Consider the following 26,453-nt stretch of genomic DNA (forward strand, 5'->3'; position numbering starts at 1 on the left):
CTGGCCGGCCGGCGGGCCGCCCGCCGGGCCCTGCGCGCGGTGGGGCTGGACTGTGGCGAGATCCCCCGTTCGGGACGGCTGCCGGTGTTCCCGCCCGGCCGGGCGGCGTCGATCTCGCACAGTGCCGGGATCGCCGTCGCCGTGGCCCGCGCCCCGGGCCGGGACCTGCCGCTCGGCTGCGACCTGGAACTGCGGCCCCTCCCCCGCGCCGCGGCCCGCCTGGTGCTGCGCGCGGACGAGGAGGTGCTGCTCGGCGACGGGGAGCCGTCGCCCGGTGCGGGCGCGGCCCGGTCGGTGACGGGGCTGTTCTCCGCCAAGGAGGCCGCCTGGAAGGCCCTGGACGCGCCGGCGGGCGGACGTCGGGCCGGGCCTGCGGGGAGCCTGCGGGACCTGCGGGCGTGCCCGTCCGGGGACGTCCTGCGCGTCTGCCTGCGCGCGGACCCGGCCCACGCCGTGCGGGTGCGGGTGGTGCGCGTCGGGGCGGGGGTGTTCAGTTACGTCGTCGGCCGTGCCTGAACAGGCGTTTCCCGCCCCCGGCGCACCGGGGGCGGGAGGGGCGGGTCGGGTCAGCGCTCCGGCGAGCCGCCGTCCCGGTAGGAACGCCGCGCCGCGTCGGCCGCCTTGTCGGTCTTGGCGTCGTACTTGTTGCCCGTCCGCTCGTCGACCATGCGCTCGGCGCCCGAGACGCCCTTGTCGGCCTGGTCGGGGTGGCCCTTGGCCATCTGCTTGGCCTTGTTCATCATGTCGCCCAGCTTGCCCATGGGGGTACCTCCAGGAGGTGCGCGTGCGTCGTACCCCGCCGCAGGTACCCCTCAGGCCGAACGCGAATCACCCCCGGTCGCCCACCCTGGCGGCCATGTTCCCCGCCGGGTGCCGGTTGTCGTGGATGAGCTGGTGGGCAAGGCCGATCTCGTCGAAATCGAAGGTCTGGGACAGGCACGGGTCGATGATTCCCTGGTCGATCAGCCGGGTGACCTCCCGTGCCTCGCGGGCGGTGGCGACGTGCGAGCCCTGCAGGCGCTTCTGCCGCATCCACAGGAAACGCAGGTCGACGTCGCCGTTGTAGCCGGTGGTGCCGCCGCACAGGACGACCATGCCGCCGTTGTCGCACAGGTACAGGGACGTGGGGATGGTGTCGGCACCGGAGTGCTCCAGCACGATGCGCGGGCTGCGGCGCTCGCCGAGCACCTCCCAGAAGGCCCGCCCGAAGGCGCGCGCCCCCGACAGCCAGCGGCCCATCGCCTCGTCGTCGGAGGTGTCCGGGAGCCGCCCCCAGTGGTCGAACCGCCGTCGGTCGATCCAGCCCTCGGCGCCCAGCTTGAGGCAGAACTCGCCGCGTTCCTCGCTGGAGACGACCGCGACGGGGATGCCGCCGACGTGCCGGACGAGCTGGATGGCGATGCAGCCCAGTCCGCCGGCGCCGCCCCAGACCAGCACCGGGTCGCCCGGGCGCACCGTGTGCGGCGGCCAGCCGAAGAGCTGGCGGTAGGCGGTGGCCGCGGTCGCCATGTAGCAGGCGGCCTCCGGCCAGGACAGCCGGGCGGGCTTGGGGTGGCACATGTAGTCGTCGACGACCGCGAACTGGGCGAAGGAGCCGTAGTTCTCCTCGTAGCCCCACACCCGCTGGCTGGTGGACCAGGTGGGATCGCCGCCGAGGCGGACGTCCTCGGCCCTCTCGTCCCAGCGGTTGGCGAGGACGACGACCTCGTCGCCGAGCCGCACCCCGCGCACGTCCTCACCGACCGCCCACACGATCCCGGACAGGTCGGAGCCGCCGATGTGGAAGTCCTCGACGGCACCCGCCTTCTGCCGGGCGGCGATCACGTCGAGCGGCGAGCCCAGCGCCGCCCAGACGTTGTTGTAGTTGATGCCGGCGGCCATCACCTTCACCAGGACCTGTCCGCGCCCCACGGGCGGGACGTCGACCACCTCGGTCCGGAAGGCGTCGACGGGCTGTCCGTAGCGCTCACGGCGGATCAGCGAGGCGTACATCTTCTTCGGGGCGGTGCCGATCTCGGGCGCGTCACCGAGTTCGTAGAGTTCCTGGGTCGCTCTCACGCCGGCTCTCCTCAACGCGTGCTCAGGGGTGGTCATGGGGGAGGGTGGTTCAGCCGCCGAGCCCGCGCAGGGCCTTGGCGACCGCCTCGCCGATGCGGGCGATCGGCTCGGGTTCGGTCATCTCGTAGTGCCCGCAGGGCACGTGGTGGTCGTGCAGCGTGCCGTCGACGTAGGGCCGCCAGCTGTCGGCCTTGCCGGGCAGCACCGCCAGGTCGGCCGGGAAGTCCGCGGGTGCCTCCTCGGCCGCGCTGAAGAACAGCACGTCGCCTCGGAAGACGCCGGGCGCGAACTGGGGTGCGATGCGCAGGTTGTTGCGCATGACGGCGGCGATGGCCGCGGCCTCGGCGCGGGTGACGGGGGAACTCGACGGGTCGGCCGTGACCCGGGCGTCGATCCGGTCCAGGACGGTGTCGACGTCCGGGGGCGCCGCACCGGGGCCGGCGGGGAGTCCCGCCACCCGGGACAGCAGGGCCGCCACCTGGCGTTCGGCCGCGTCGGGGTCGTGGGCGGTGCCGTGCGGCTGGGGTGCGTCGAGCATGGCGAGGAGTTCGACCCGCTCGCCGTCGCGCTGGAGGGCGCAGGCCATGGCGTGCGCGACGAACCCGCCGTAGGACCAGCCAAGGAGGCGGTACGGGCCGTGCGGCTGCACGCCGCGTACCAGGTCGAGGTAGTGGCCGACCATGGCGGCGGCGTCCGGCGCGGGCGGGGTGGTGCCGTCGAGGCCGGCCGCCTGGATGCCGTGGACGGGCTGGTCGCCGCCGAGGTGCGGCAGCAGGCCCGTGTAGCGCCAGGACACGCCCGCGCCGGGGTGGACGCAGAACAGGGGCGTGGCGGTGCCCTCGGCGCGCAGCGGCAGCAGCGGGCTCAGCGCGGTCGGGGTCTTCCCGGTGGTGGTTCCGTCCGGTTCGTCGGCGGAGGCGAGGACCCCGGCCACCGTGGGCGCGGCCAGCAGGGTCGCCGCCGGGACGTCGAGGACGCCGGCCTGGCGGAGCCGGCCCGCCAGCAGCACGGCGCGCATGGAGTCGCCGCCGAGGTCGAAGAAGTTGTCGTGCAGGCCGATGCCGCCGATTCCCAGGGTCTCCTCCCAGAGCCGGGTCACCGCCTGTTCGCGTGCGGTGCGCGGCGGTACGTGCTCCGTCGTCAACCGGGGCCTCGGGGCGAGGCCGGTGTCCGGGGCCGGGGCGTCGTCGGGCACGGCGGGGTCCGTGCGGGCGCCGGGGGCGTCGATCCAGTGGCGCCGGCGGTCGAAGGCGTACGGGGGCAGCGGTGCCCGCCGGGGCGCGCCCGGCACCGGGGGCAGGGCGTCCTCCACGCCCGCGCTCCACAGCCGCCCCAGCGCCTCGGCGAGGACGAACCCGTCGGACGCCTCGGCCTTGGCGTGCCGCATGGTGGTCACCGTCACCGGCGTCTCGTCGGCGAGCCGGCCGGTGGCCAGCTTGGTCAGGGTGTCGCCCGGCCCGATCTCCACGAGGACGGGGCGGAGACGGTCCCAGAGGGCGGCGATGCCGTCGGCGAACCGCACGGTGGTGCGGGTGTGGTCGATCCAGTGGAGTACGGAGGTGGCCTGGGCGTCGGTGACCCAGGTGCCGGTGACATTGGTGACGTACGGGATGCGCGGGGGGCGCAGGGTGACCTGGCGGAGGTGGGTCTCGTAGGCCGGCAGGACCGGGTCCAGGACGTGGGAGTGGGCCGCGACGGGAATGCGCAGACGGCGGAACGGCACGCCCCGGCGCGTCAGTTCGGCCTCGAAGCGGGTGACGGCGTCGAGGTGTCCGGCGACGGTGCAGGCGTGGGGGCCGTTGACGGCGGCGAGGGACAGTTCGTCGTCGAGCAGCGGCCGGATCTCCTCGGCCGGGGCGGCGACGCCGACGGTGGCTCCTCCGGCGGAGCCGATGAGCCGGATGCGTTCGGTGACCAGGGGCAGCATGTCCTCGAGGTCGATGACGCCGGCCAGGCAGGCCGCCGTGTACTCGCCGAGCGAGTGGCCGATCAGCGCGTCGGGGCGCACGCCCGACTCGATGAGCGTGCGGGCCAGGGCGTATTCGGTGACCACGAGCCCGAGGAAGGCGGAGGTGTCGTCGGGCCGCCGCTCCTCGAAGAGGGCGGTGCGCAGATCGGCGCCGAGGACGGGCCGCAGGATGCGGGCGCACTCGTCGACGGTGTCGCGGTACACGGTGTGGTCGCGGTACAGCTCCGCTCCCATGCCGGGGTACTGGGTGCCGCCGCCGGGCAGCAGGAACGCCACGCGGACCGGGTCGTCGGAGAGCGGCGGGGTGGCGGGGGCGGCGGAACGCAGCGCGTCGAGGGCCTCCTCGCGGGAGGCCGCCGTGACGGTGAGCCGGTGACGCAGGGCGGGGCGGTCGGTGCGCAGGGAGTGGGCCACGTCGTCCAGGCGCAGTTCCGGACGGCGTTCGAGGTGCCGGGCGAGGGCGTCGGCCTGACCGCGCAGGGCGCCCGCGGTGCGGGCGGACAGCGGCAGCACCAGGCGGCGTCCGTCCTCGGGCGGGCGGGGCGCGGCGGGGGCGGTGGGCGGGGCCTCCTCCAGGATGACGTGGGCGTTGGTGCCGCCGATGCCGAAGGCGCTGACGGCGGCGCGGCGGGGATGCTCCCCCGCGGGCCAGTCCTCCAGGGCGGTGGGCACGCGGAAGGGGCTCGCGTCGAAGTCGATGAGCGGGTTGGGCCGTTCGAAGTGCAGGCTCGGCGGGATCTGCCGGTGTTCCAGGGCGAGGACCGCCTTGATGAGTCCGGCGATGCCGGCGGCGGCTCCGAGGTGGCCGATGTTGGTCTTGACCGAGCCGAGCGTGCAGAATCCGGTTCGTCGCGTGGTCTGCCGGAACGCCTCCGTCAGGGCGGACACCTCGATCGGGTCGCCGAGTTTGGTGGCGGTGCCGTGCGCCTCGATCAGGCCGATGGTGGCGGCGTCGACCTCCGCCTGGGCCTGCGCGGCGAGGATGACCTCGGTCTGTCCGGGAGCGCTGGGCGCGCTGAAGCCGACCTTGCGGCGGCCGTCGTTGTTGACGGCGCTGCCGCGGATGACGGCACGAATGCGGTCGCCGTCGGCGAGGGCGTCCTCCAGCCGTTTGAGCACGACGGCTCCCACGCCGTCGCCGGAGGAGGTGCCGGCGGCGTCCGCGGCGAAGGCACGGCAGTGGCCGTCGGGCGAGAACGGCCCGTCGGGCACGTGGCGGTAGCCCAGTGCGGCGGAGGGGTTGAGGGAGACGGCGGCGGCGAGCGCGGTGTCGCAGCGGTGGTCCAGCAGGTCCTGGCAGGCGGTGTGCACGGCGACCAGCGCGGTGGAGCAGGCCGTCTGGAGCGACACGCTCGGGCCGGTGAGGCCCAGTTCGTAGGAGAGGCGGGTGGCGAGGGTGCCGAGGGAGTTGGCGGTGGCCGCGTGGACGAGCGCCACCGAGCCGGGCTGCCCGACGAAGCGCGGGTACACGTGGGCCGGGTAGTAGCGGCTGTCGCCGGCGCCCGCGTACACGCCGAACGCCTCGCCCGCACGGTCCCCGCCGAGGCAGCCGGCGTCCTCCAGGGCGTGGTACGCCGTCTCCAGCAGCAGCCGCTGCTGCGGGTCGACGACTGCGGCCTCGGCGGGGCTGTAGCCGAAGAAGCCGGAGTCGAAGCGGTCGATGCCCTCGACGACCGACGCCATCCGGATCAGTGCCGGGTCGTCCAGGTCGCGCGGGTCACCGCCCGCGGCGAGGAACTCCTCGTCGGTGACGGGCCGGATCGCCTCCCGGCCGGCCGCGAGGTTCTCCCAGAAGGCGTCGAGGTCGTCGGCGCCGGGGAAGCGGCCCGCCATGCCGATGACGGCGACGGCGGGGAGGTCCTCGTCGTGGGGTGTGCTGGTGTCGTGCACGGCCTGTGCCTCGTCCTCTCCCGGCTCGGTGGTGTCGTGCGGGGACTTCGCCTCGGTGCGGCCCGGGCCGGTGGTGTCGTGCGGGGACTTCGTCCCGTCCCGGCCCGGTTCGGTGGGTTCACGCACGGCCCCGGTCCTTCCCGTGTCGTGCGGCGCGGCGCGCGCGGGCGGCGCGCTGGCGCTGTGCTTGTCCCCTGGCGTGGTCCAGGCCACCGCCGGCCTCCGGCCGGGGTGACGGTTCGGCCTCCGCCGCCGGGGCGGCGCCCCGCGCCGACAGGTGGCGGGCCAGGTCCCGGACGGTGGGGTGCGCGAACAGGTCGACCACGGGCAGGTCGGTGCCGAAGGCGCGGTTGACGGCGGTCCGGGCGGTGACCAGGAGCAGGGAGTTGCCGCCCAGGTCGAAGAAGTTCTCGTCCCGGCCCACCCGGTCGCGGCCCAGGACGCCGCACCACACCTCGGCGAGCCGGTCCTCCAGCCGCCGCAGCTCCTCCCCCGTCCCCGCCTCGTCCGGGCGTGCGGCGGTGCCCGCCGAGCGCAGCGTCCAGGCGTCGGACAGGCCGGCCGCGCGGGCGCCGTCGGCCGCCGCGCGGCACAGGGCGCCCAGGTCGGTGCCGTCCTCCAGGCCGACGCGCGCGGCCAGGCGCCGCACCTGCCGCACGGGGGCCACGACGTGGCTGCGGACCCAGGGGACGGTGCGGTCGGCGCCGATCAGCAGGTGCGGCTCGTCCAGGGAGCGGGCCAGGTCGAACGAGCGCAGCGCGGCGGGGACGTCGAGCAGCCGGTAGCCGCGGGCCTCGGTGAGCGCGGTGAGCCCGTAACCGCGGCTCACGCCGCGCTCGCGCCACATGCTCCAGGCCAGGGACTGTGCGGGCAGGCCGAGGCCGCGGCGGTGGTGGGCGAGGGCGTCCAGGTAGGCGTTGGCGGCGGCGTAGGCGGCGTTCATGGCGCCGCCGAAGAAGCCGTTCACCGAGGAGAAGGTGACGAAGGAGCCGACCGGGTGGTCGGCGGTGATCCGGTGCAGCGTCCACGCGCCGCGCGCCTTCGCCTCCAGCGCCCGGCGCCAGGCGGCGGCGTCCAGCTCGCCCACGGGGCGTTCCACGAGCGTGCCGGCCAGGTGCAGCACCGACCCCAGGGGCACGCCCCACTCCTCGGCGGCGGCCTCCACCGCGGCCCGTACCCGGCGTTCGTCGGTGACGTCGGCACAGGCGTAGCGGACCTCGCCCAGCTCCCTCAGCCGCGCCGGAACGACGGCCTCGGACGCCGGTGTGCGGCCCACGATCAGCAGCCGGGTGCCGGGGGTGCGGAGCAGATGCGCCGCGATCTCGACGCCGACACCGCCCAGTCCCCCGGTGAGCAGGATGAAGCCGTCGTGCGCGGACGGCTCCGCGCGGGACGGGGTGTCGGGCAGGGGGGCGAGCCGGCGTACGTGCCGGTGCCCGTCGCGGTACGCCACCTCCGCGCCGTCCGCGGTGACCGTCGCCTCGGCCAGCAGGACGGGCAGCGGGTCCTCACCCTCGTCCGGTGCGAGGTCGAGGTGCGCGGCGCGCAGCCAGCCGGATTCCTCGGCCAGTGACCTGAGGAGCGCGCCCGCCATGGCGTGGGCCGGGGAGGGGCGGTCGCCGGGGCACACGGCCTGGGCACCCGCCGTCACGTGGACGAGGTCGACGGGGCGCCGCCGTCCGGGCCGGGTGGTGAGGGCGCGGGCGAACGCGAGCAATCGCTCCGCACCGGTCGTGTCGTCCGGCGCCGTCCCCGGATCTCCCGTGCCGCGCAGCCCTTCGATGTGGAGGACGGCGTCGACCGGTCGCTGGTCGTGCTCCAGCCGCTCCAGCAGCGTGGCGTAGTCGGATCGCTCGGCGGGCCGCACCCTGTAGTGCGCGGCGTCGAGCCGGGCGTACGACGTTCCCTCACCGACCACCGTGCACAGGCCGCCGGCGGACCGCAGCGCGTCGGCGAGTCGTTCCGCGAGCTTCCCGACCCGGGGGTCGCCGCCCGCCAGGACGAGGGTGTGCCGTCCGGGCGCTGTCGTACGGGCACCGGGGTGTTCCGTCCGCTGCCACACCGGTCGCAGGAACCAGTCGGGGACGGTCGCGGCGGTGCCCAGCAGCACCTGGGTCCGGCGGACCTCGTCGTCGAAGTCGCCCGCCTCGAAGCCCTTGCGCAGCTTGGTGCGCTGGATCTTGCCGATCTCGGTCTTGGGGACGGTCTCGCGCGCGACCGGGATCAGGAAGGCCGGGCTGACGCCGATCTCCCGGGTGACCTTGCCGGTGATCTCGCGGAGGGCACCGGCCGTGTCGGCGGCGGCTTCGGGGGTGAGGTGGAAGAACAGGGCCAGTTCGTCGGTGGGCGACGCCGGGTCGGTGCGGACCGCGACCGCCGCGGTGAAACTCCGCTCCACGCACGGCAGTTCCTCGACGCAGGCCTCGATCTCGTGGCTGTAGTGGTTGACGCCGTTGACGATGATGACGTCCTTGGCGCGGCCGGTGATGTACAGCTCGCCGCCGCGCAGGAACGCCAGGTCGCCGGTGTCGAACCAGCCGTCGTCGGTGAACGCCTCCGCGTTGGCCGCCGGGTTGTCGTGGTAGCCGCCGGTCACGGAGGTGCCGCGGACCTGGAGCCGGCCGGCGTCCCCCTCGGCGAGGACCGTGCCGGTGTCGTCGACGATCCGCATGGCGAAGCCGGGGTAGGGCCGGCCGCAGCTGACGAACGTGCCCTCGGCCGCGTCGGGTTCGCCGGGCAGGACGGCGTCGGTGACCACGGAGCAGGTCTCGGACATGCCCCATCCGGGGTGCATCACGTGCTGCGGCAGGCCGAACGGCTTCAGCGCGTGCAGGAACCTGCGGGCGGCCGAGGCGACGACGACCTCGCCGGCGTTCATCACCAGCCGCATCGGCGACAGGTCCCAGGTGCGGCCGGCGAAGCGGTGGGACTGCTCGGCGAGGAGCCCGAAGGCGAAGTTGGGCGCCCAGGTGACGGTGACCCGGTGCCGGTCGGCGAGGTCCATCCAGCGCAGCGGGTCCTGCAGGATCCAGGAGGTGGGGGCGTGGATCTGGCGGCAGCCCAGGTACACGTCCCGCAGGTGGAACATCACCACGCCGGTGACGTGGTCGAGCGGGATCCAGTTCAGGGAGACGTCGTCCGCGCCGAGCCCGTTCGTCTGCTCGGTGGCGGCGGAGCGGGTCAGCACGTTGCGGTGGGTGAGCCGCACCGCCTTGGGCAGGCCGGTGCTGCCGGAGGTCATGAGCATCAGCAGGAGGTCGTCCGGCCCTGCGGGGTGCCAGTCGCGGTCCTCGGGCGCCTCGCGCAGCGCGTCGGCCGTGGTGAGCCGCGGCCCGGGCCAGTCCTGCCGGGCGGCGAGGGCGCGCAGCCCGTCCTCGCGGTCGGCGGAGCACACGATCCAGGGCCGGCCGAGCATCCGCCAGATGCCCTCCAGCTTGGTCAGCGCCGCCGAGGGCGTGTCGTAGGAGGCGGGGACGGTCAGCGGGACGGCGACGAAGCCGCCGAGGACGCAGCCCCACAGCACGGCGAGGAAGTCCTCGGTGGCGTCGCACTGGAGGATGACCCGGTCGCCCGGGCGCAGGCCCGCCCGGCGCAGGCCGGCCAGGACGCGGGAGGCCTCGGGGATCAGGGAGGCGTAGCTGCGCCGGTGTTCGCTGCCGTCGGCGTGGACGTGGACGATGTCGCCCCGGCCCCGTTCGGCGGCGCGCCGCAGGGCCTCGGCCCAGCTCGGCACGGACGGCTCGGTCAGGGCGGGGCCCTCGCTGAGCGCCGGGACGGCGGACGTCCGGCCGGCGCGGGCGGGGGCGGGGGCGGGGCCCGTGCCGCGGTCGGGCAGGCCGGTGTGGCGGCGGTCCAGTTCCTCGGGGGCGTGCTCCACCGCCACCTCGGCGGCGGTGACGCCGGGGAGGGCGGTCAGGCGCTCCCGCCAGGTGCCGGCCGCGGCGCGGTCGACGGCGGGCAGGGCGCGCAGCGCCGCGGCGTCGACGGTGCCGTCCTGCGCGCGGGGCAGCGCGTTGACCGCCGTGACGCGGACGGTGCCGTGGCCCGCGCGGTCCAGGGCGTCCTCGACGCGTTCGGCGGCGTCCGCCCGCCCCGGCACCACGTACAGGCGCGGCGGGGCGCCGTCGGCACCGGGCAGGGCACGGGCGTCGCGGATGCCGGGCACGGCGAGGGCCGCGTCCTCCAGTTCCGCGGGGTCGGCCGCGGCCGGGACGGGTGCGCGCCCGGGGAGCCCGTGCAGCTCCCCGACGCGGACCCCGGGATCGGCGCCCACCGCGCGCAGCACGTCGTGCAGGGCCTGGGTGAACGCCCCGGCGGTGCCGGCGTCGTAGAGGTCGGTGGCGTACTCGACGTGCAGGGTCAGGCCGTCGGGGGTGCCCTCGGGGGTGTGGCGTTCCAGGACGTCCACGAAGAGGTCGAACTTGGCGGTGCCGGTGGCGGTGGGCCGCAACTCGGCTCGGACGGAGTCCAGTTCGAGGACGGCGGGTGCGTTGTTCTGCAGGGCCAGCATCACCTGGAACAGGGGGTGCCGGCCGGGTGTGCGGGGCGGGTTGAGTTCGTCCACCAGCCGGTCGAAGGGCAGGTCCTGGTGGTCGAGGGCGGCCAGGTCGGCGGTGCGCAGCCGGGCGAGGAGGTCCCGGAAGGCGGGGTCGCCCGAGGTGTCGGCGCGCAGCACCAGGGTGTTGGTGATCAGGCCGATCAGGGGGTCCAGCGCGGGTTCGGTGCGGCCCGCGACGGGGGTGCCGAGGACGATGTCCTCGCCGGCGCCGCAGCGGGTGAGCAGGGCGCTGACGGCGGCGTGCAGCACCATGAACAGGCTGACGCCCTCGCGGTCGGCGAGGCGCAGCAGGGCGTGGTGCAGGGCGGCGTCGACGGTGGTCTCGACGTGCGCGCCGCCGCCGCGCGGTGCGGTGGGACGCGGCCGGTCGCCGGGCAGGCTGCACTCCTCGGGCAGGCCGTCCAGCGCGGTGCGCCAGTGGGCGGTGAGCCGCTCCAGCCGGCCCGGGCCGTCCGGTCCGGGGGCCAGCAGGGCGCGCTGCCACAGCGCGTAGTCCGCGTACTGCACCGGCAGCGGGGGCCACGCGGGCGCCCGGCCGGCCCGGCGGGCCGCGTAGGCGGTGCTCAGGTCGTCGGCGAAGGGGCCGAGCGACCAGCCGTCGGCCGCGCTGTGGTGCAGGACGAACAGCAGCGTCCGCTCGGCGCCGGTGCCCAGCAGCCAGGCCGCGAGGGGGCTTTCGGCGGTGAGGTCGAAGCGGTGCCGCAGCGCGGCGGTGACGTGGGCGGCGGTCTCCGCGGCGGGGCAGTCGACGCGCCGCAGCACCGGACGCAGCTCCCCCGGCGGCAGGACGCGCTGGTGGGGGACTCCGTCCTGCTCGGCGATCACCGTCCGCAGGCTCTCGTGGCGGTCGGCCAGGTCGCCGAGGGCCGACCGCAGCGCCTCGGTGTCGAGGTCGGCGCCGACCGGGACGAGGAGCGGGATGTTGTAGGTGGCCGCTCCGCCGTCGAGCCGGTTCAGGAACCACATGCGTTCCTGGGCGAAGGACAACGGCACCCGCTGCGGGCGCACGGCGCGGGCGAGGGCCGGCCGGGGCGGGACGTCGTCCGCCCGCACGGCGAGCCGCCGGGCGAGGGCGGCCGGGGTCGGCGCACCGAACAGGGCGGTGACGGGGACCTCGGTGCCGGTCTCGTGCCGCAGGCGGGCCAGCAGGCGGGTGGCGAGCAGGGAGTCGCCGCCGAGGTCGAAGAAGTTCGCGTCGGTGCCCACCGTGTCCCGCGGCAGCTTCAGCACGTCCTCGAACAGCCCGCACACCAGGGCCTGTTGCGGCGTCCCCGGGCGGGTGCCGGACGCGGCGGCGGTGAAGTCGGGGGCGGGCAGGGCCCGGACGTCGAGCTTGCCGTTCGCGGTCAGCGGCAGCCGGTCCACCGGGACGCAGACGGCCGGGACCATGTGCCCGGGCAGGTGCGCGGCCGCGTGGGCGCGCAGTTCGGCGGGGTCGACGGCCCCGTCGCCCGCGGGGACGGTGTAGGCGACGAGGTGCAGGGCGCCGTTGTCGGCGCGGCGGGGCACGACGGCGGCGCGTGCGACACCCGGGTGGGCGGCGAGGACGGCCTCGATCTCGCCGGGTTCGACGCGGAAGCCGCGCAGCTGCACCTGCGCGTCGGCGCGGCCGAGGTAGTCGAGCGTGCCGTCGGGGCGGCGCCGGGCCAGGTCGCCCGAGCGGTACATACGGGCGCCGGGCGGGCCGTAGGGGTCGTCGAGGAAGCGCTCGGCGGTCAGTTCGGGCCGGTTCAGGTATCCGGCGGCGACGCCGGCGCCGGAGACGTACATCTCGCCGGTCGCGCCGGGCGGCACCGGGCGTCCCGCGGCGTCCAGCAGGTGGACGCGGAGGTCGGCGAGCGGGGTGCCGATGACGCTGCCGCGGCGCGGGTCGTCCAGGTCGGCGCGGGTGAGGCGGTGGTGGGTGACGTGCACGGTGGTCTCGGTGATGCCGTACATGTTCACCAGCGCCGGGCGGTCCAGGCCGTGCCGGTCGGCCCAGGGGCGCAGCCGCGCCGGGCGCAGGGCCTCGCCGCCGAGGACGACGTGGCGCAGCGCCCCGCTGTCCCCGGCCCGTTCCAGGTCGGCGTCGATCAGCTGCTCGAACGCGGACGGCGTCTGGCTGAGGACCGTCACGCCCTCGCGGTGCACCAGCTCCAGGAACTCCCCCGGCGAGCGGCTGACGGCGTACGGCACGACGACGACCCGGCCGCCGTGCAGCAGGGCGCCCCAGATCTCCCAGACGGAGAAGTCGAAGGCGTAGGAGTGGAACAGCGTCCACACGTCGTCGGCGCGGAAGTCGATGTGTTCGGCCGCGGCGGCGAAGAGCCGCACGACGGCCGCGTGCGGGACGGGTACGCCCTTGGGGCGGCCGGTGGAGCCGGAGGTGTGGATGATGTACGCGGTGTCGGACGGGCCGACCGGCCCGTGCCGGTCGGCGTCGCCCAGGTCGGCGCCGGAGCGGCGGGCGAGGTCCGCCGCGACCTCGGGGTCGTCCAGCAGGACGGCGGGGACGGCGCCTCGGGCGAGGTGGGCGTGGGCGCGCTCGGTGACGAGGGCGACGGGGGCCGCGTCCTCGACGACCAGCCGCAGCCGCTCGGCCGGGTGGCCGGGGTCCAGGGGCAGGTAGGCGGCGCCGGTCTTGAGGACGGCCAGCAGGGCGGGCAGCAGCCGCACGCCGCGCTCCAGGGCCAGCGCCACCACCCGGCCCGGGCCGGCGCCGTGTCCGGTCAGCAGCCGGGCCAGGCGGTTGGCCTCGGCGTTGAGCGCGGCGTATGTGAGCCGTTCGTCCCCACAGGTGACGGCGATCCGCCCGGGCCCGGCCGCCACCCGCTCCTCGAACAGCTCCGTGAGGGTCCGCTCGACCGGATACGTGCGCACGGCGGCGTCGCGCGGGTGCTCGCCCGGCAGCAGGACGTCCAGGTCGCCCAGCGGTGTCGTCGGCTCCGCTTCGGCCAGCCGGCGCAGCACGGTGAGGAACCGGTCGCGGTGCAGGGCGAGTTCGTCCTCCTCGTACAGGGCGGGGTTGGCGTCGAGGGCCAGCCACAGGCCGCCGGGGCGGGCGCCGGGGCGCACCGAGATCTGGAGGTCCTCGACGGCTCCGCCGGACAGGTGGTGCCAGGTGGTGGGGTGCCCGCCGAAGACCGGGGACTCGTCGAACGGGACGATGTTGAGCACCGGCCCGTACAGTCGGCGTCCGGTGCCCAGCAGGCCCAGGTCGCGGCGGAGGAGCTCGCCCCGGTAGCGCTGGTGGCGGCGCAGGGCCTTCAGTTCGTCGGCGGCGGTCCGCGCCAGCTCCACGACGGGCGTGCCGGGGGCGGCGGCCACGCGCAGCGGGAGGACGTCGGAGGCGGTGCCGGGGGTGCGCAGGGCGGCGCCGCCGAGCCGGCTCATCGTGGCCAGGCCCAGCACCAGGTCCTCGGCTCCGGTCATCCGGTGCAGGTAGGCGGCGGTGGCGGCGGCCAGCAGATCCGTGCGCCGGACGCCGAGGCGGCTCGCGGCGGCGTCGAGGGCACCGGCCTCGGCGGGCGTCAGCTCGGCGGTACGGCGCAGGAAGGGCGCGGTGGGGGCGGCCGTGCGGGAGGTGAGCCGGGCGGGCTCCGGCAGGCCGGCCAGGCGCCGCGCCCAGTGGTCGCGGTCGCGGGCGTAGCGCTCCGAAGCCCGGTAGGCCGCCTCCTCCTCCTGGAGCCGGCTCACCGGCGCGAAGTCGCAGGGTTCCGGCTCCCGCCCCTCGGCCAGCGCGTTGTACGTCTCGGCCAGCCGCCGGCCGAGGAGCTTGTAGCCGTAGCCGTCGAGGAGGAGGTGATGGGCCCTCAGCAGCCAGAGGAAGCGGTCGGGGGCCAGGGTCAGCAGGGTGTGCGCGAACAGCGGGCCCTTCTCGAGGTCCACGGGGGCCGCGAGGTCGGCGCGGACGTGGGCCCACGCGGCGGCTCCGGGATCCTCGGCGCCGCTGACGTCGACCCGGTGCAGGGTCCAGTCGTCCGCGTCCGGGGCGAGGTGGCAGCGGGGGCCGTCGTCGGTGTCGGCGAAACGCAGGGCGAAGGTGTCGGCCTCGCCGACGGTGCGCCGCAGCGCGGTCTCGAACAGGACGGTGTCGAGGGGTCCGTGGATCTCCACCGCCTCCGCGGTGTTGTACGCGGCGCTGTCCGGTGCGAGCCGCCCGGCGTACCAGAGGCCCTCCTGGGCCCCGGACAGCGGTCGACGTTCGTCCTCCTGGAGTGACATAGCACAACCCTCACGTGGCAAGCCGTAATGTCCCGGCCGGCGAAGGCCCGGCCGGATCGGACGGGTGCGGCCACCGCTCCGTGCCGCCCTCGCGTGCGGGTACGCGCCGGGCCGGCCCACGGGACGGAAAGGATGTCGCACGCCGAGGGCGGGGGAATCACGTCACCCGCCCCGGTTTCACGGCACAGCACGGTGGTGCACCGGAACCGGCCGGGTCAAGGGGAAACGGGCCCCCGGGACGCCGGTTCAGGGATTTCCCTGGAGAACGCGGGGCCGGGGAGTGCGCGTCACCGTGCGAGCTTTAGGGAAATCACGCGAATTCCCTTCGCTCCGGGCTTTCGGCTGGATTCGGCGGTGTTCCGCCGTGCACTCTCGAAAGGCCCCCGAGACCCCCGCGGAAAGCCGCGGCGGCGGACCGAACCCGGGCCGTGGAAACCCGGAACGAACGGCGGAAAGAAGGCTGACGGCATGCATCGTGCGCTGTGTCCGGTCGAGACGCTCTACGTGGGCCAGAGGAGCAGGGCCGTGCTGTCCTGCTCCTTGCGCGGACCCCTGGACGTCGCGGCGCTGTCGGCCGCGTTCGACGCCATGACGGAGGAGAACCCGTCGCTGCGGTCCCGCATCGAACAGGACGGCGCGGGCCACGTACTGCGCGTCCTCGGTGAGGCCGAGCGGCCCCGGCTGGCCACCCGGACCGGCGACGAGGAGGACGCCTACGCGGCGGAGCTGAACAGGCCCCTCCCGGTCGGCGGCCCGCTGAGCCGCGCCGTCCTGGTCAGCGCGCCGGACGGCGAGAGTCACCTGTTCGTGCTGGTGGTGGACCACACCGTCACCGACGGCCACAGCAGCATCGCGCTGCACAACGCGCTGTGGGACCGCTACCGGGCGCTGGTCGACGGGGAGTCCACCGCCGGGGCCGCCGGTCCCGGCCTCCCGCGCTGGCCCGAGCCCGTCAGCCGGCTGCTGCCTCCGGCCGACGACGCCGACACGGCGAAGTACCTCGACGGCCGCCTCGAGGAGACACGTCGGCACCCGGTCGAGCTGGTGCCCTACGACGTGCGGCGCCCGTCCGCCGCCGACCCCGGGGCCGGGCCGTCGGGGCACATCGAGGTCCGCAGGCTGACCCTGGATCCGGACCTCACCTCGCGGCTGCGCCGGGCGGCGCGCGGTTCGGGCACCTCCGTGCACGCCCTGATCGCCGCGACGCTGCTGGTCACGGCCCGGCGACGGCTGGACGGCGACGGGTCCCGCACCCTCGGCTGCCTCTCCCCCGTCGACCTGCGCTCCCGGCTCTCCCCTCCGCTGCCCGCCTCCGCCCCGGTGCCCGCGGTCACCACCCACCTGCAGACCCTGGAGGTGTCCGGGGCCTCCGAGCCGCTGGAGCTGGCGCGTGCCGTGCACGCCCGTCTGGGCGACTTCCTCTCCCGCGGCGACCACTTCCACGAGATGCGCATCACGCCGGAGATCCCCCGCAACCCCGCTCTGCAACTGGCCACGGTGATCGCCACCAACATGGGCGTCGTCCCCGGCCCGCGGCTGCCGGACGGACTGCGGGCGGTCGACGTGCGTCTGGTGCCGGCCCGCGAGCAGTACTTCCCGCAGGCGGGACGCAGCCCCGTCATGGCGTGCGTCGTCTCCTTCGAGGGCCGGCTCTCCATCGAGTTCCCGCACTCCACCGCCTGTTACAGCCCGTCCTTCATGCGGGCGTTCCGCGACGACGTGCGCGCCGGGCTCCTCCGCTTCGCGACCGCGGCGGAACCCGTGCACGCCCGTGCCGCCACGGGCTGAGCACGGCTCCCTCGCCCTTCCCGACCCCCGCCCGCCCGGCTGCCGTGAGGAACCCCTGCCCGACATGACCACCGTCAGCGAACTCCCCTCTCCCCTGACGCTGCTCCCCCGAGCCCAGGCGGGCGACGAGCACGCGATGAACCACCTGCTCACCGGCATCACGCCGTACGTCGCGCGTATCTGCCGGTCCATCACCCACGACGACGGCGCCGACGCCACGCAGGAGGCGCTGCTCGCCGTCTACCGCGGCCTGGGTTCCCTGCGCGAACCGGCGGCGTTCTACGGCTGGGTGCGCTCGGTGACGGTCCGCGAGGCCCTCCGCACCGCCAAACGCTACGGCGAGGAGCGCTGCTGTTCGCAGGTGGAGTCGCAGCAGGAGGCGGACCCGCTGGACGCGGTGTACATCAGCGACGTGCTGGAGCGGCTGTCCCAGGCGCACCGGCAGGTCCTCACCCTGCGCGCCTACGGGCTCAACGAGGAGGAGATGGCCGAGGCGCTCGCCCTGCCCGTGGGCACCGTCCGCTCCCGTCTCTTCCGTGCCCGCCGTCGGTTCCAGGAGGCGTGGCAGCCCTCGGCGGCGTGAGGCCGGCGCCCCCGGGACCGGGCCCGTGCGAGAACGGCCGTGGCGGTGCGTCACCGCCACGGCCGCCACCCGGGACCCGGCGGGGCCCCGTTCCGCACTACCGCACGCGTTCCGGGAGGACACGTGGGGGCCACTGGCCCGCGGTGAACATCCCGAGCGCGTGCGCCCGCGCCACCAGGGCGGGACGGTTGGGCGCGTCGAAACGCCGCAGCATCTGCCCGACGCGGTATTCGATCCCCTGACGGCTCAGATAGAGACGGGAGGCCAGCTGCACCGTGGACTCGCCGCTCGCCACGCCTTCCAGGACCTGCGCGTCGAGGGCGCTGAGCACGGGTCCGCCGGGAACCGCGTCCTCGGACCGGCGCAGGAGGACGACGATGCCGACGGTCTCGCCCGAGGCCTTCCTGACAGCGACTCCGGTGACGGCCGCCGGGAAACTCCGGCCGGTGCCGTCCCGGCCCGTCACTCTTTCCTCGAATCGCCGAAGACGTCCGGAGGAAAGCGCGGCGAACTGTTCCCGCAGCCGCGCGGGAACGGGTGAACGGAGAAGGCCGAGAAGGCCGTACCCGCATATCTCGTCGGCGCTCATGCCGAATTGCCGGGCGAATTCGGGTTCCGCGGCCGTGACGACCAGGCTCCCGGGGGACGCGTGGGCCGTGCAGACACCGGCCGGGGCAAAACCGCCCGGCGCGCCGCTTCCGGCCGGGTCGCGGCGGGTGGGGGCGGCCGGAGCGGCGGCTCTCTTCTTCTTGCGGGGCGAGGCGTCGGGGAAACTCGTGGTCGCCACGGACGTACCGTCCTTCTTCCTGCACGTGGGGGGTGGGAAGGGTGGGTGGACGCGGAGCGGACCGGTGCGCCGTGCCGGGGTGCCGACGAGCGTCCGGTGGCGGCGCGCCACCTCGTCGGGGGCCGGGCCGGGTGTCCGCGTCCTCCCGGGCCGGCCGGCGGCGGGCGCCGGACTCCCGGGTCGGTCAGGGTGGGCAGGGCGAGCGGCGCCGGGGCGGCCGGCATCCGACTGACGCGGATAACGTTGTCATGGCCATTCGGCCTCGGTCCCCGATGCCGACGGGAAGCCGTCGGCCGGCCCGGCGGGCCGCATCCCCCGGCCGCCGCGGGGGGACCGGTCGAAAACTACGCAGCACGAAGACCTCCACATGATGAAGACGGGATCGCATCAAGGGGGCGCCTTTGAGATTAAGGGTCGGAAACCCGTTCGGCAAGGGTTTGCCAGGTGAACTCGACAACCTGTCACATCCCTTGTGACCGGGCCCTTTCCGGGCGGCGTGAAGCCCGATCCGGACACGCGCCACAGAGCCGGGCACCGTCCCGGAAATGGCCGGTTGACCTGCACTTGGCGGCTTGTCGCCCTTTGCCACGCTTCATAAAGTGGTGGCAACCCGCGTGCCCGACCGGGCAGGCGGGAACCGGACACCCTGCCGACCGCACCACGGAACCAGAGGGGGAGATGCTCGAACAGCCGTTTTTCGGCCGCCGGTTGAGGAGGCTCCGGCTGGCACGGGGCCTGAGCCAGGCCGACCTCGTCGGCGACGGCATGTCGACGGGATACCTGTCACGCCTGGAGTCCGGTGAACGGCGTCCCACCGAACGCGCCGTGTCCTACCTCGCCCACCGGCTCGGCGTCGACACGTCCGTCCTGACCGGCCCGTCGGACGGCAGGTCCCTGACCGGGGTGCTGGCCGCCGTGGCCTCGGCGCCGCCCGGCACGGACGACACGGCGGCCCTCAGCCGCGCGGTCGAGGAGGACGCGGGCGAGGACCCCGCCGCCCGCTGGCAGGGCCTGTGGCTGCTGAGCCGCGCCGCCGACCGCGACGGCGACTACGAGCTGGAGCGCACGCGGCTGCTGGAACTCATCAGCCTGAGCGATCTGTTGGAGGCGCCGGAGCTCCGGGCCCGGTCGCGCGTCCAGTACGCCCGCTGCACACGTGCCCTGGGCGACATGCGCACGGCCGAACCGGCCGCCGTGGAGGCGCTGTCCGTCGCCCGTGCCGCGGAGCTGTGCGTGTCCGACACGCTGGCCGCCCTGCTGGTGCTGATCAGCATCGAGACGGAACTCGGCAGCCTGGAGACGGCCGGCCGGCACGTCGCCGAGCTGGAGCGGGACCTGCTGCCCCGGGCCACGGCCGTCCAGGCGGCCGAAGCGTTGTGGACGGCCGCCGTGGTCAGCAGCCGTCAGGGCGACGACGCGACGGCCCGGGCCAGGCTGGACACGGCCCTGGGTCTGCTGGAGGGCAGGGACGACCCGGTCCTGTGGATCCGGCTGCGGGCCGCCGCCACCGCCGTCGCGCTGCAGATGTCACCGCCCCGGGTGGCCGCCGCCGAGCGCTGGCTGGACGAGGCCGCCCCCGTCCTCAGCCTGATCGGCACTCCCCCGCAGCTCCAGGAGCTTCGGGCGCTCCAGGCCCATCTCGCTTTCCATCAGGGCCGGCTGGACGAAGCCCGGGCCCTCAGCCAGGCCCTGCTCACCGAGGAGGACCTGCGCCTCTCCTACCGTGACCGGGCGCGGCTGTCGGCCCTCGACGGCCGGCTGATGATCCTGGCGGGCCGCGTCGACGAGGGCATCGCCGCTCTGCGACGCCTCGGGCAGCAGGCCTCGGAGTCCCGGAACCTCGACCTGGCGGCCCACATCTGGCAGGCCCTGGCCACCACCCTGGCCGACGTCCGCTCCCCCGGAGAACCCGCGAGGACCCCGGAGCGGGACGCCTGCGGACACCACGGGCGGGGCCGCCTTCCGGGGCCGGGGTGAGGCAGGCTGCCCCGGCCGGTGCTCCGGCGGCAGGCCGTGGGCCGGCGGGAACCCGGGGACTCACGCCGGCCGCCGGCCGCGTGGTCGCTTCCCGTGTGCGCCGGCCTATTTCCGCCGCGCCTCGCCGCGGGCCTGCTGGAAAGCGTCGGAGATCGTCTGCGCGGCGCCGGACAGGACCCCCTTGGCCGCGCCTCGGGCCCCCGACTCGTTGATCCGTTCCGGAAGCTCGGTCAGCCCGGCCGGCTTGCGCGGTCCCGCCTCCAGATCGAGGCGGTTGCACGCCTCGGCGAAGCGCAGGTAGGTGTCGACGCTGGCCACCACGATCCGGATGTCGATCTTGAGTATCTCGATGCCGACCAGGGAGACGCGCACGAACGCGTCGATCACCAGCCCCCGGTCGAGAATCAGCTCCAGTACGTCGTACAGGCCGCTCGAGCCTCCCCCGCCGCCCTGTCGCGCCACCGCAGTCATCACGCCCACCCCTTTCCTCGTCCCCTGTGGTCCCGCCCGGAGTTCTCCTCGCGTCCGGCCGCCGGACGCGAGAACGCGGCGGCGGCCCCGCGAAGGCCCGCGGCCTCCGGCCGTCGGGCGGTCGGCGTTTCCCCGCGCGAGCTGCCGTCCCGTCCTACGCCTCGGATAACCCGTAAGCACACGCTCACGCCCTGCGGCACGGCCCGGACCCGCCGCGCCCCTCCCCGTCGCGTCGCGCTGCGGCCGCCCGCCCGGTGCGCCGGCGGGCGGTTCTCCTCACCTCGTCGACGTCGCCCGGGCCGCCGCGGCGAGGGATTCGCCGGCGGCCCGGGCCCCTGTGGCGTTGGGGTGCAGGGGCATGGCCGCACGGGTGGGCACCGGGCCCTCGATGTAGCGGTCCGCGGGGGCGGCGCAGATGTCGTGTCCGATCCCCGGCGTGTAGGTGTCGACGAAGACGGCGCCGTGCTCCTCGGCCGCCTGCCTCAGTACGGCGTTGAGATGGTTGACGGTGCCCTGGAGGTGGTCGGCGTCCTGTTTCCAGAAGGGCTGGGCGGGGTGGCAGCCACCGGGACGGATGTAGTTGCCGTAACCGACGACGAAGACCTCGGCGGACGGCGCCCGTCGGGCGATCTCGTCCAGGACGGTGGCGAAGACCGGCGCCCAGGCGTCGATGCGGTCCCCGAGCCTGTCGGTGCCGCCGGCGGTGTTCTCCTCCGCGCAACTGGCGCCGTGGGGCGGGGGCAGGATGTTGACGCAGTTCAGCGCTTCGGCGAAGAGGCCGTTGTCGTTGGCCCCGATGGTGACGCTGACGACGTCGGTGTCGGGGGTGAGGGCGTCGTACTGGGGCGCGGTCCCCGGGTGCTGGGAGGTGCTCAGGTGGTCGACGGTGGCGGCGGAGCAGCTGACGTCGCTGAGTGCCGCGCCGAGGGCCCTGGCCGCGATGTGCGGGTAGTCGGCCAGGGAGCGCAGGCACGCGGGGGCGGCCGGGTCGGCCGGCGGCACCAGCGGTGCGGCCGCGTAGGAGTCGCCGAGCGCGACGTACCGCGAGGGTTCCGCCGTATCGACGGCGGCCGTGACCGGCGCCGTGGCCGACAGGGTGCCGGCGCACAGCGCGGTGGCCGTGATCAGGCGCAGGGGTGTTCTCATGGACGCCTCCGTCCGCGGGCGGGTGTGTGCGGTTCCGTCTCGGGACGAGCATGCCGAGACAGCCCGGTCCGCCGCACGGCAGGCCGCGGTCCGGTACTCCAACCGGGTTGACGGTCCGCGCTGCACCGGCGGGATCCGGCACCCGTGGCGGGTGCGTGCCGATGCTCACGACCGACGGCGCGGGGGCCCCTGCCGACCGTGAGCGTCCGTGCGCCCCTCGGGCCCCTTCCCCGGCGCCGTGAGCGGGCGGCCGGGCCCCGGCAGCGCCGGGTACGGGTCCTGGGGGCCCGACCGCCGTCAGCCGTGAGGGGCGTGTCGTCGGCCCGCGGGTGTCGTTGGGAGTGGTGTGACACCCGAGGAGACGGTCTCGGTCCGGGAAGACGGGGAGGCGTTCGCGGCGGAGCCGTTCGACGGGGTCGTCCGCGCCCCCGCCCCGTCGGGACGCGGGGAGAAGCGGTGCCCCGCACCGGCTGCGGACACGCTGCCCTCGGGCGGCCCTGGCCTCCCCCGGCACCCCCTGTCCCGGACCCCCGCTTCACCGTGCGGGCACCGCCCCCTCCCCGTCGCCTTCACCGAGACAAAACCCGGCGCGCGCCGGGTCCAAGAACCGCCCATCTCCGGAGATCCCGCATGGAACTCGTCGAGGCCCCGGCCCCCGGCCGCGTCCCCGCCCCCCACGAACTCGAGCTCGCCCGCCCCCTCTACCGGATCGACCCCCGCGGGCACGACTTCCCCGGCGAAGGGCACGCCCTCCGGGCGCTCGGACCGATCGTCCCGGTGGAACTCCCTGATCCGGTGGTGGCGTGGGCCGTGACCCGGCGCTCCGAGGCCGACCGGCTCCTCACCCACCCGGACATGCGCAAGTCGCCCGCGTACTGGCGGGCGTACCGGGACGGCCTGGTGCCGAAGGACTGGCCGCTGCTGCCCATCCTCACCGCCGAGACCATGCTCACCCAGGACGGCGAGGACCACGCGCGCCTGCGTCAGCCGATGCAGCGTGCCTTCACCGCCCACCGGGTCGAGGCCCTGCGTGGGCGCGTCGAGGACATCACCGGCGAACTCCTCGACACCCTCGCCGCCACTCCCCCCGGCGAACGGGTCGACCTGCGGGCCACCTTCGCGTTCCAGCTGCCGGTGCGCGTGATCTGTGAACTGTTCGGGGTCGACGATGACGACATGCGCCGGCAACTGGCGGCCGACACCCGCCTGCTGCTCAGCAGTACGGCACCGCCCGGCGAGCGCCTCGGAGCCCAGGCCGGCGTCCTCGGCGCCATGGCCCGCCTGATCGCCTCCAAACGCGCACTGCCCGGCGCCGACCTCACCACCGCCCTGATCCGCGAGTTCGACCGTGGCCGGCTCAGCGAGGACGAGCTGACGGGCACTCTCTTCCTGATGCTGATCGCCGGTCACGAGACGACGCAGAACCTGATCACCAACGCGATCCGGCGCCTGTTGCAGGACCCCGGCCAGCTCAGCCTCCTCCTGGCCCCTGGCCGCGGTGAGGACCCCTGGCCGGGAGTGGTGGAGGAGTCCCTGCGCTACGACGCCCCCGCCGCCACCACGATGTTCCTCTACGCGGCACGTGACGTGACGGTCGCGGGAGTCACCGTCCGGGAGGGCGAGCCCGTCATGATCCACACCGCCGCGATCGGGCGTGACGACGAAGCCTTCCCGCACCCGCACGCGTTCGTCGCGGACCGGGCCGGCGCCCGCCGCCACCGCGCCTTCGGGCACGGCCCGCACCACTGCCTGGGCGCTCCCCTGGCCCGCCTCGAGGCCCGCGTCGCCCTGCGCGCGCTGTTCGAACGGTTCACGATCACCCCGGGGGAGCCGCTGGACGACGTCGACGAGGTGGACTCCCTCTCCAGCAACGCCCCCGTGCGGCTGCTCGCCCGCGTTCAGGAGCGGTAGCCGATCACGGTCCGGCTCCCGGACCGGCCGAGACGTCGGACCCCCGGCCGATCACCCGGGAGCCCCGTCCTGCACGGGCCGCCCCGCCGTCCGCAGCCGTGAACCGCCGTCGGAGCGCGATCACCCGTTCCTTTGCACATACATCCTCCATCTGCAAACATCGGTAGGAGGAGGACCTTTGCGAAGAGCGGAACGCAGCAGGTCATCCGCGCGCGTTCCCGGCAGAGCCGACGACTCCCCCTCTTCCTTCAGGGCGCCGCCCGCCTGCCCCGGAGGGACCGTGTCCCGACACCACCGCCACAATCGGATCAGGCCAGGAGGCGGATCATGGCCACGGCGGAACTCACTTCCGAACGGGAGTCGGACTATCTGTCGCAACTGACGATGGCCGCGGCACGTTACGCGAACCGCACCGAACGGCGGGAGGAGAACCGGTCCGTTCTCGAGACCCGTGGTCCGCTGTACGCGGACGCCCCCGAGCGGGTCGAGAAGCGGCTGGCACGTCTCGGCGCCGACTGGGCCATGGCCCGGGCGATCGAGCGGACACCGACGGAACCCGCCAGCAGCGCGGGCAGCACCCTGCGGTTGCCCCCGGAGGCCTTCACCAGCGAAGTGCTGGGACTGGAACGCCTCATCGGGCGCAACAACCTCACCCCCGTCGCCTTCCTGGAGGAAGGCGTCCAGGTCTCCCGTTCGGTCGGCCGGATCACCGTCAGCGGACCGGGCGGAGGACACGGCACCGGCTTCATGGTGTCCCCCTCCCTGCTGCTCACCAACAACCACGTGCTGCCCGGCACGGAGGAGGCGAGCCGCAGCAAGGTCGCGTTCGCCTTCCAGGACGGCGTCGACGGAAGCCCGCTCGTGCCGGCGGTCTTCCAGCTGGAACCGCTGCGGTTCTTCGTCACCGACCGGGCACTGGACTACAGCCTCGTCGCGGTGGCCCCGCGCGGGGCCCGGGGCGAGGCGCTGTCGTCGTTCGGCCGGCTGACCCTCAGCGAGTCGCCGGGGAAGGTCGTCATCGGGGAGTTCGTCAACATCATCCAGCATCCCCGGGGGGAGCCCAAGCAGATCGCGCTGCGCGAGAACCAGGTCGTCGACGTGCTGGAGAGGTTCCTGCACTACGAGTCCGACACCCGTGAGGGCTCGTCGGGTTCCGCGGTCTTCAACGACCAGTGGGAAGTCGTCGCGCTGCACCACTCGGCCGTCCCGAAGACCGACGCCGAGGGCCGGCCGCTGAGCGTCGACGGCACGGTGTGGCGGCCGGAGACGGGTGAGCAGCAACTGGCCTGGCGGGCCAACGAGGGGGTGCGGATCAGCCGCGTACTGCGGGCCCTGCACGAGGTGCCGCTGTCCGGTGAGGCGGCCCGGCTGCGGGACGAGGTGTTCACCACGGGGCTCGTCACTCCCCCTCCCACGGAGGCCGCTCCCGCGGTCCCCTTCCCCGACGGCGCGTCCACCCGGCCGGAGACCGACGGCTCACCGGTGCCGGCGCACGAGCAGGCGCACACGGCCGACGGCACGAGCCGGCTCACCGTCCCCCTGCGGATCACCCTCGCCCTCGACCCGCCCCCGTCCTCGTCGGCCACCCTCCTCGCCCCGCCGGCCGCGCCCGCGCCGACGCCGGGAACCGCGTCGCAGCCGCTCCCGGCCGGGCGGCCCGGCATCGTGTCAGCGGTCGAGAAGGACGTCGAGGCGGCCCTGATCAATCACCGGCTCGCACAGGAACGCCCGTACTACGACCGGACCGCGGACATCGCCGCACGCGACGCGTACTACGCGGACGTCGGCCCCGGCGACGGTGACGCGCTGCGCCGCGCACTGACCACGCTGCTGACGGAGACCCACGAGCCCCGGCCCAGGTACAAACCGATGAGGATGGTCTATCCGTGGGTCGACCTGCACCGGGACGGCCGGCTGCGCAGCATCTACTCGGGCAGGAGTTTCTCCGCCGAGGAACTCATACGGGCCGACGCGGCCGTGGCGCAGGCCCGGTTGTCCCGCGTGCGGGAGTTCCTGCTGCAGGAGAGCACGGCGGGGCCGGCCGAATTCGAGGCGGAGTTCGACGCCCTGGAGGCGTCCATGCCGTTCAACTGCGAGCACGTGGTGCCGCAGTCGTGGTTCGCCAGGAAGGAGCCGATGCGGGGCGACCTGCACCACCTGTTCGCGTGCGAGGTGGGCTGCAACAGTTTCCGCGGCAACTTCCCGTACCACGACTTCCCCGGCTTCGACGAAGCGGTCCGGGACGCCTGCGGGATGCGCGAGGAGACGGGGTTCGAACCACAGGAGGGCAAGGGCGCGGTCGCCCGTGCCACCCTGTACTTCCTGCTCCGTTATCCGGGCCAGGTCGGCGACGCGGCGCGCGAGTTCCCCGAGGAGCGACTGCCGGTCCTGCTGCGGTGGCACGAGAACGAGCCGGTCACCGAGTACGAGTTGCACCGCAACCGGGCCGTCGCGGAGCTCCAGGGCAACCGGAATCCGCTGATAGACCACCCCGAATGGGCACAACGGATCGACTTCGCCGGCGTCTGGCCCTGAGGTCCGCGCCACGGCGGGACCGCAGCCGGTACGGCGTCGCCGTCGACGGTTCCGATCTCGCCAAGAGGGTCCAGCAGTTCGACCCCGACCGGCCTCCTCACGGGTACTGACCTGACGGAGCGGCCGGACGCGGGCACGAGCAGAGGCGTGACCACGTGCGCCCCGTCACGTCCGGGGTACTGACGCCCGACGGAACGATTCAGTGGTTTCAGTGTCCTCGGCTCACGGGGTGTTCCCGTCCGCCGGCCCGCTGCGCGGCGAGGCTCGACGACGCCGGCCTTCTCCGGGCGTTCGTGGTGCGGGGCCACCTCCCCGGCCGGGTCCGTACGTCCGCCGCCACCGGGCGGCAGGTGGCCCGGCGGCCCGCGCCGGCCGGGGCGCCCGCGTGCGCCCGGACACCTTCGTCCCCGGGCCGGCATGCGGGCCCGGGGACGGGGTATACGGCCGTTCGTCGGCTGACCGGTAGGAGCGTCGGCCCCACACAGGGAGGGCGAACAGTGACGTCGACGATGGCGCGGACCGACCGGGCTCAGACGGTGACCGAACTGCCGGAGGTCGTCGATCCCGGCCAGGTCGC

Annotated in this window: 13 protein-coding genes; 6 read left to right on the forward strand and 7 right to left on the reverse strand. The window is 74.8% G+C overall.

Features of this window, described 5'->3' with window-relative positions; all coding sequences use genetic code 11:
* On the forward strand, window positions 1-516 hold a 516-nt coding region (locus ABTY20_RS29130), incomplete at its 5' end, for an enterobactin synthetase (protein ID WP_352000068.1).
* 50 nt (window positions 517-566) lie between these two features.
* On the opposite strand, the gene ABTY20_RS29135 is transcribed toward ABTY20_RS29130, so the two are convergent.
* From ABTY20_RS29135 to ABTY20_RS29150, 4 genes are all read right to left on the reverse strand, one after another.
* The gene (locus ABTY20_RS29135) at window positions 567-761 is read right to left on the reverse strand and encodes an antitoxin (RefSeq protein WP_352000069.1); all 195 of its coding nucleotides are present in this window, start codon (window positions 759-761) and stop codon (window positions 567-569) included.
* A gap of 67 nt (window positions 762-828) precedes the next feature.
* Window positions 829-2,094 carry a crotonyl-CoA carboxylase/reductase gene (gene ccrA, locus ABTY20_RS29140; RefSeq protein ID WP_502991910.1) on the reverse strand — a complete coding sequence of 422 codons (1,266 nt, stop codon included), beginning with the start codon at window positions 2,092-2,094 and terminating at the stop codon, window positions 829-831.
* Window positions 2,095-2,107: 13 nt separating this feature from the next.
* On the reverse strand, window positions 2,108-6,043 hold the full coding sequence (locus tag ABTY20_RS29145) for a type I polyketide synthase (protein ID WP_352000071.1): 3,936 nt from the start codon (window positions 6,041-6,043) through the stop codon (window positions 2,108-2,110).
* Window positions 6,036-14,678, reverse strand: coding sequence for a non-ribosomal peptide synthetase (locus ABTY20_RS29150; protein WP_352000072.1), 8,643 nt, complete (start codon window positions 14,676-14,678; stop codon window positions 6,036-6,038). The genes ABTY20_RS29145 and ABTY20_RS29150 overlap by 8 nt, the downstream gene beginning before the upstream one ends.
* Before the next feature lie 468 nt (window positions 14,679-15,146).
* Between ABTY20_RS29150 and ABTY20_RS29155 the strand changes: the two genes are divergently transcribed.
* Together ABTY20_RS29155 and ABTY20_RS29160 are read left to right on the forward strand one after the other, a co-directional pair.
* Window positions 15,147-16,466 (forward strand): phthiocerol/phthiodiolone dimycocerosyl transferase family protein, encoded by a 1,320-nt coding sequence (locus ABTY20_RS29155; RefSeq protein WP_352000073.1) that lies wholly within the window; start codon window positions 15,147-15,149, stop codon window positions 16,464-16,466.
* Window positions 16,467-16,530: 64 nt separating this feature from the next.
* Window positions 16,531-17,049, forward strand: a complete 519-nt coding sequence (locus ABTY20_RS29160) for an RNA polymerase sigma factor (RefSeq protein WP_352000074.1) — start codon at window positions 16,531-16,533, stop codon at window positions 17,047-17,049.
* Between the two features lie 97 nt (window positions 17,050-17,146).
* Here the strand turns inward: ABTY20_RS29160 and ABTY20_RS29165 are convergent, their stop codons facing one another.
* Entirely contained in the window at window positions 17,147-17,836 is a 690-nt protein-coding gene (locus ABTY20_RS29165) for a LuxR C-terminal-related transcriptional regulator (protein ID WP_352000075.1), read from the reverse strand.
* Window positions 17,837-18,514: 678 nt separating this feature from the next.
* Between ABTY20_RS29165 and ABTY20_RS29170 the strand changes: the two genes are divergently transcribed.
* Window positions 18,515-19,813 carry a helix-turn-helix domain-containing protein gene (locus ABTY20_RS29170; RefSeq protein ID WP_352000076.1) on the forward strand — a complete coding sequence of 433 codons (1,299 nt, stop codon included), beginning with the start codon at window positions 18,515-18,517 and terminating at the stop codon, window positions 19,811-19,813.
* 105 nt (window positions 19,814-19,918) lie between these two features.
* On the opposite strand, the gene gvpJ is transcribed toward ABTY20_RS29170, so the two are convergent.
* The gene (gvpJ, locus tag ABTY20_RS29175) at window positions 19,919-20,284 is read right to left on the reverse strand and encodes a gas vesicle protein GvpJ (protein WP_352000080.1); all 366 of its coding nucleotides are present in this window, start codon (window positions 20,282-20,284) and stop codon (window positions 19,919-19,921) included.
* Window positions 20,285-20,560: 276 nt separating this feature from the next.
* A complete protein-coding gene (locus ABTY20_RS29180; RefSeq protein ID WP_352000077.1) occupies window positions 20,561-21,430 on the reverse strand; it encodes an SGNH/GDSL hydrolase family protein in 870 nt (289 codons plus the stop codon).
* A gap of 630 nt (window positions 21,431-22,060) precedes the next feature.
* Here ABTY20_RS29180 and ABTY20_RS29185 point away from each other — a divergent pair.
* On the forward strand, window positions 22,061-23,341 hold the full coding sequence (locus ABTY20_RS29185) for a cytochrome P450 family protein (RefSeq protein WP_352000078.1): 1,281 nt from the start codon (window positions 22,061-22,063) through the stop codon (window positions 23,339-23,341).
* 327 nt (window positions 23,342-23,668) lie between these two features.
* Window positions 23,669-25,876, forward strand: a complete 2,208-nt coding sequence (locus ABTY20_RS29190) for an endonuclease (protein WP_352000079.1) — start codon at window positions 23,669-23,671, stop codon at window positions 25,874-25,876.
* The last annotated feature ends 577 nt before the right edge of the window (window positions 25,877-26,453 follow it).

The organism is Streptomyces sp. NPDC126497 (genome assembly GCF_040302425.1).
Classification (GTDB): domain Bacteria; phylum Actinomycetota; class Actinomycetes; order Streptomycetales; family Streptomycetaceae; genus Streptomyces.

Excerpts from the sequence above, each read along its gene's own strand:
- ABTY20_RS29135 (WP_352000069.1), bottom strand. The coding sequence starts at position 761 with ATGGGCAAGCTGGGCGACATGATGAACAAGGCCAAGCAGATGGCCAAG.
- ccrA (WP_502991910.1), bottom strand. The coding sequence starts at position 2,094 with ATGACCACCCCTGAGCACGCGTTGAGGAGAGCCGGCGTGAGAGCGACC.
- ABTY20_RS29150 (WP_352000072.1), bottom strand. The coding sequence starts at position 14,678 with ATGTCACTCCAGGAGGACGAACGTCGACCGCTGTCCGGGGCCCAGGAG.
- ABTY20_RS29155 (WP_352000073.1), top strand. The coding sequence starts at position 15,147 with ATGCATCGTGCGCTGTGTCCGGTCGAGACGCTCTACGTGGGCCAGAGG.
- ABTY20_RS29160 (WP_352000074.1), top strand. The coding sequence starts at position 16,531 with ATGACCACCGTCAGCGAACTCCCCTCTCCCCTGACGCTGCTCCCCCGA.
- ABTY20_RS29170 (WP_352000076.1), top strand. The coding sequence starts at position 18,515 with ATGCTCGAACAGCCGTTTTTCGGCCGCCGGTTGAGGAGGCTCCGGCTG.
- gvpJ (WP_352000080.1), bottom strand. The coding sequence starts at position 20,284 with ATGACTGCGGTGGCGCGACAGGGCGGCGGGGGAGGCTCGAGCGGCCTG.
- ABTY20_RS29180 (WP_352000077.1), bottom strand. The coding sequence starts at position 21,430 with ATGAGAACACCCCTGCGCCTGATCACGGCCACCGCGCTGTGCGCCGGC.
- ABTY20_RS29185 (WP_352000078.1), top strand. The coding sequence starts at position 22,061 with ATGGAACTCGTCGAGGCCCCGGCCCCCGGCCGCGTCCCCGCCCCCCAC.
- ABTY20_RS29190 (WP_352000079.1), top strand. The coding sequence starts at position 23,669 with ATGGCCACGGCGGAACTCACTTCCGAACGGGAGTCGGACTATCTGTCG.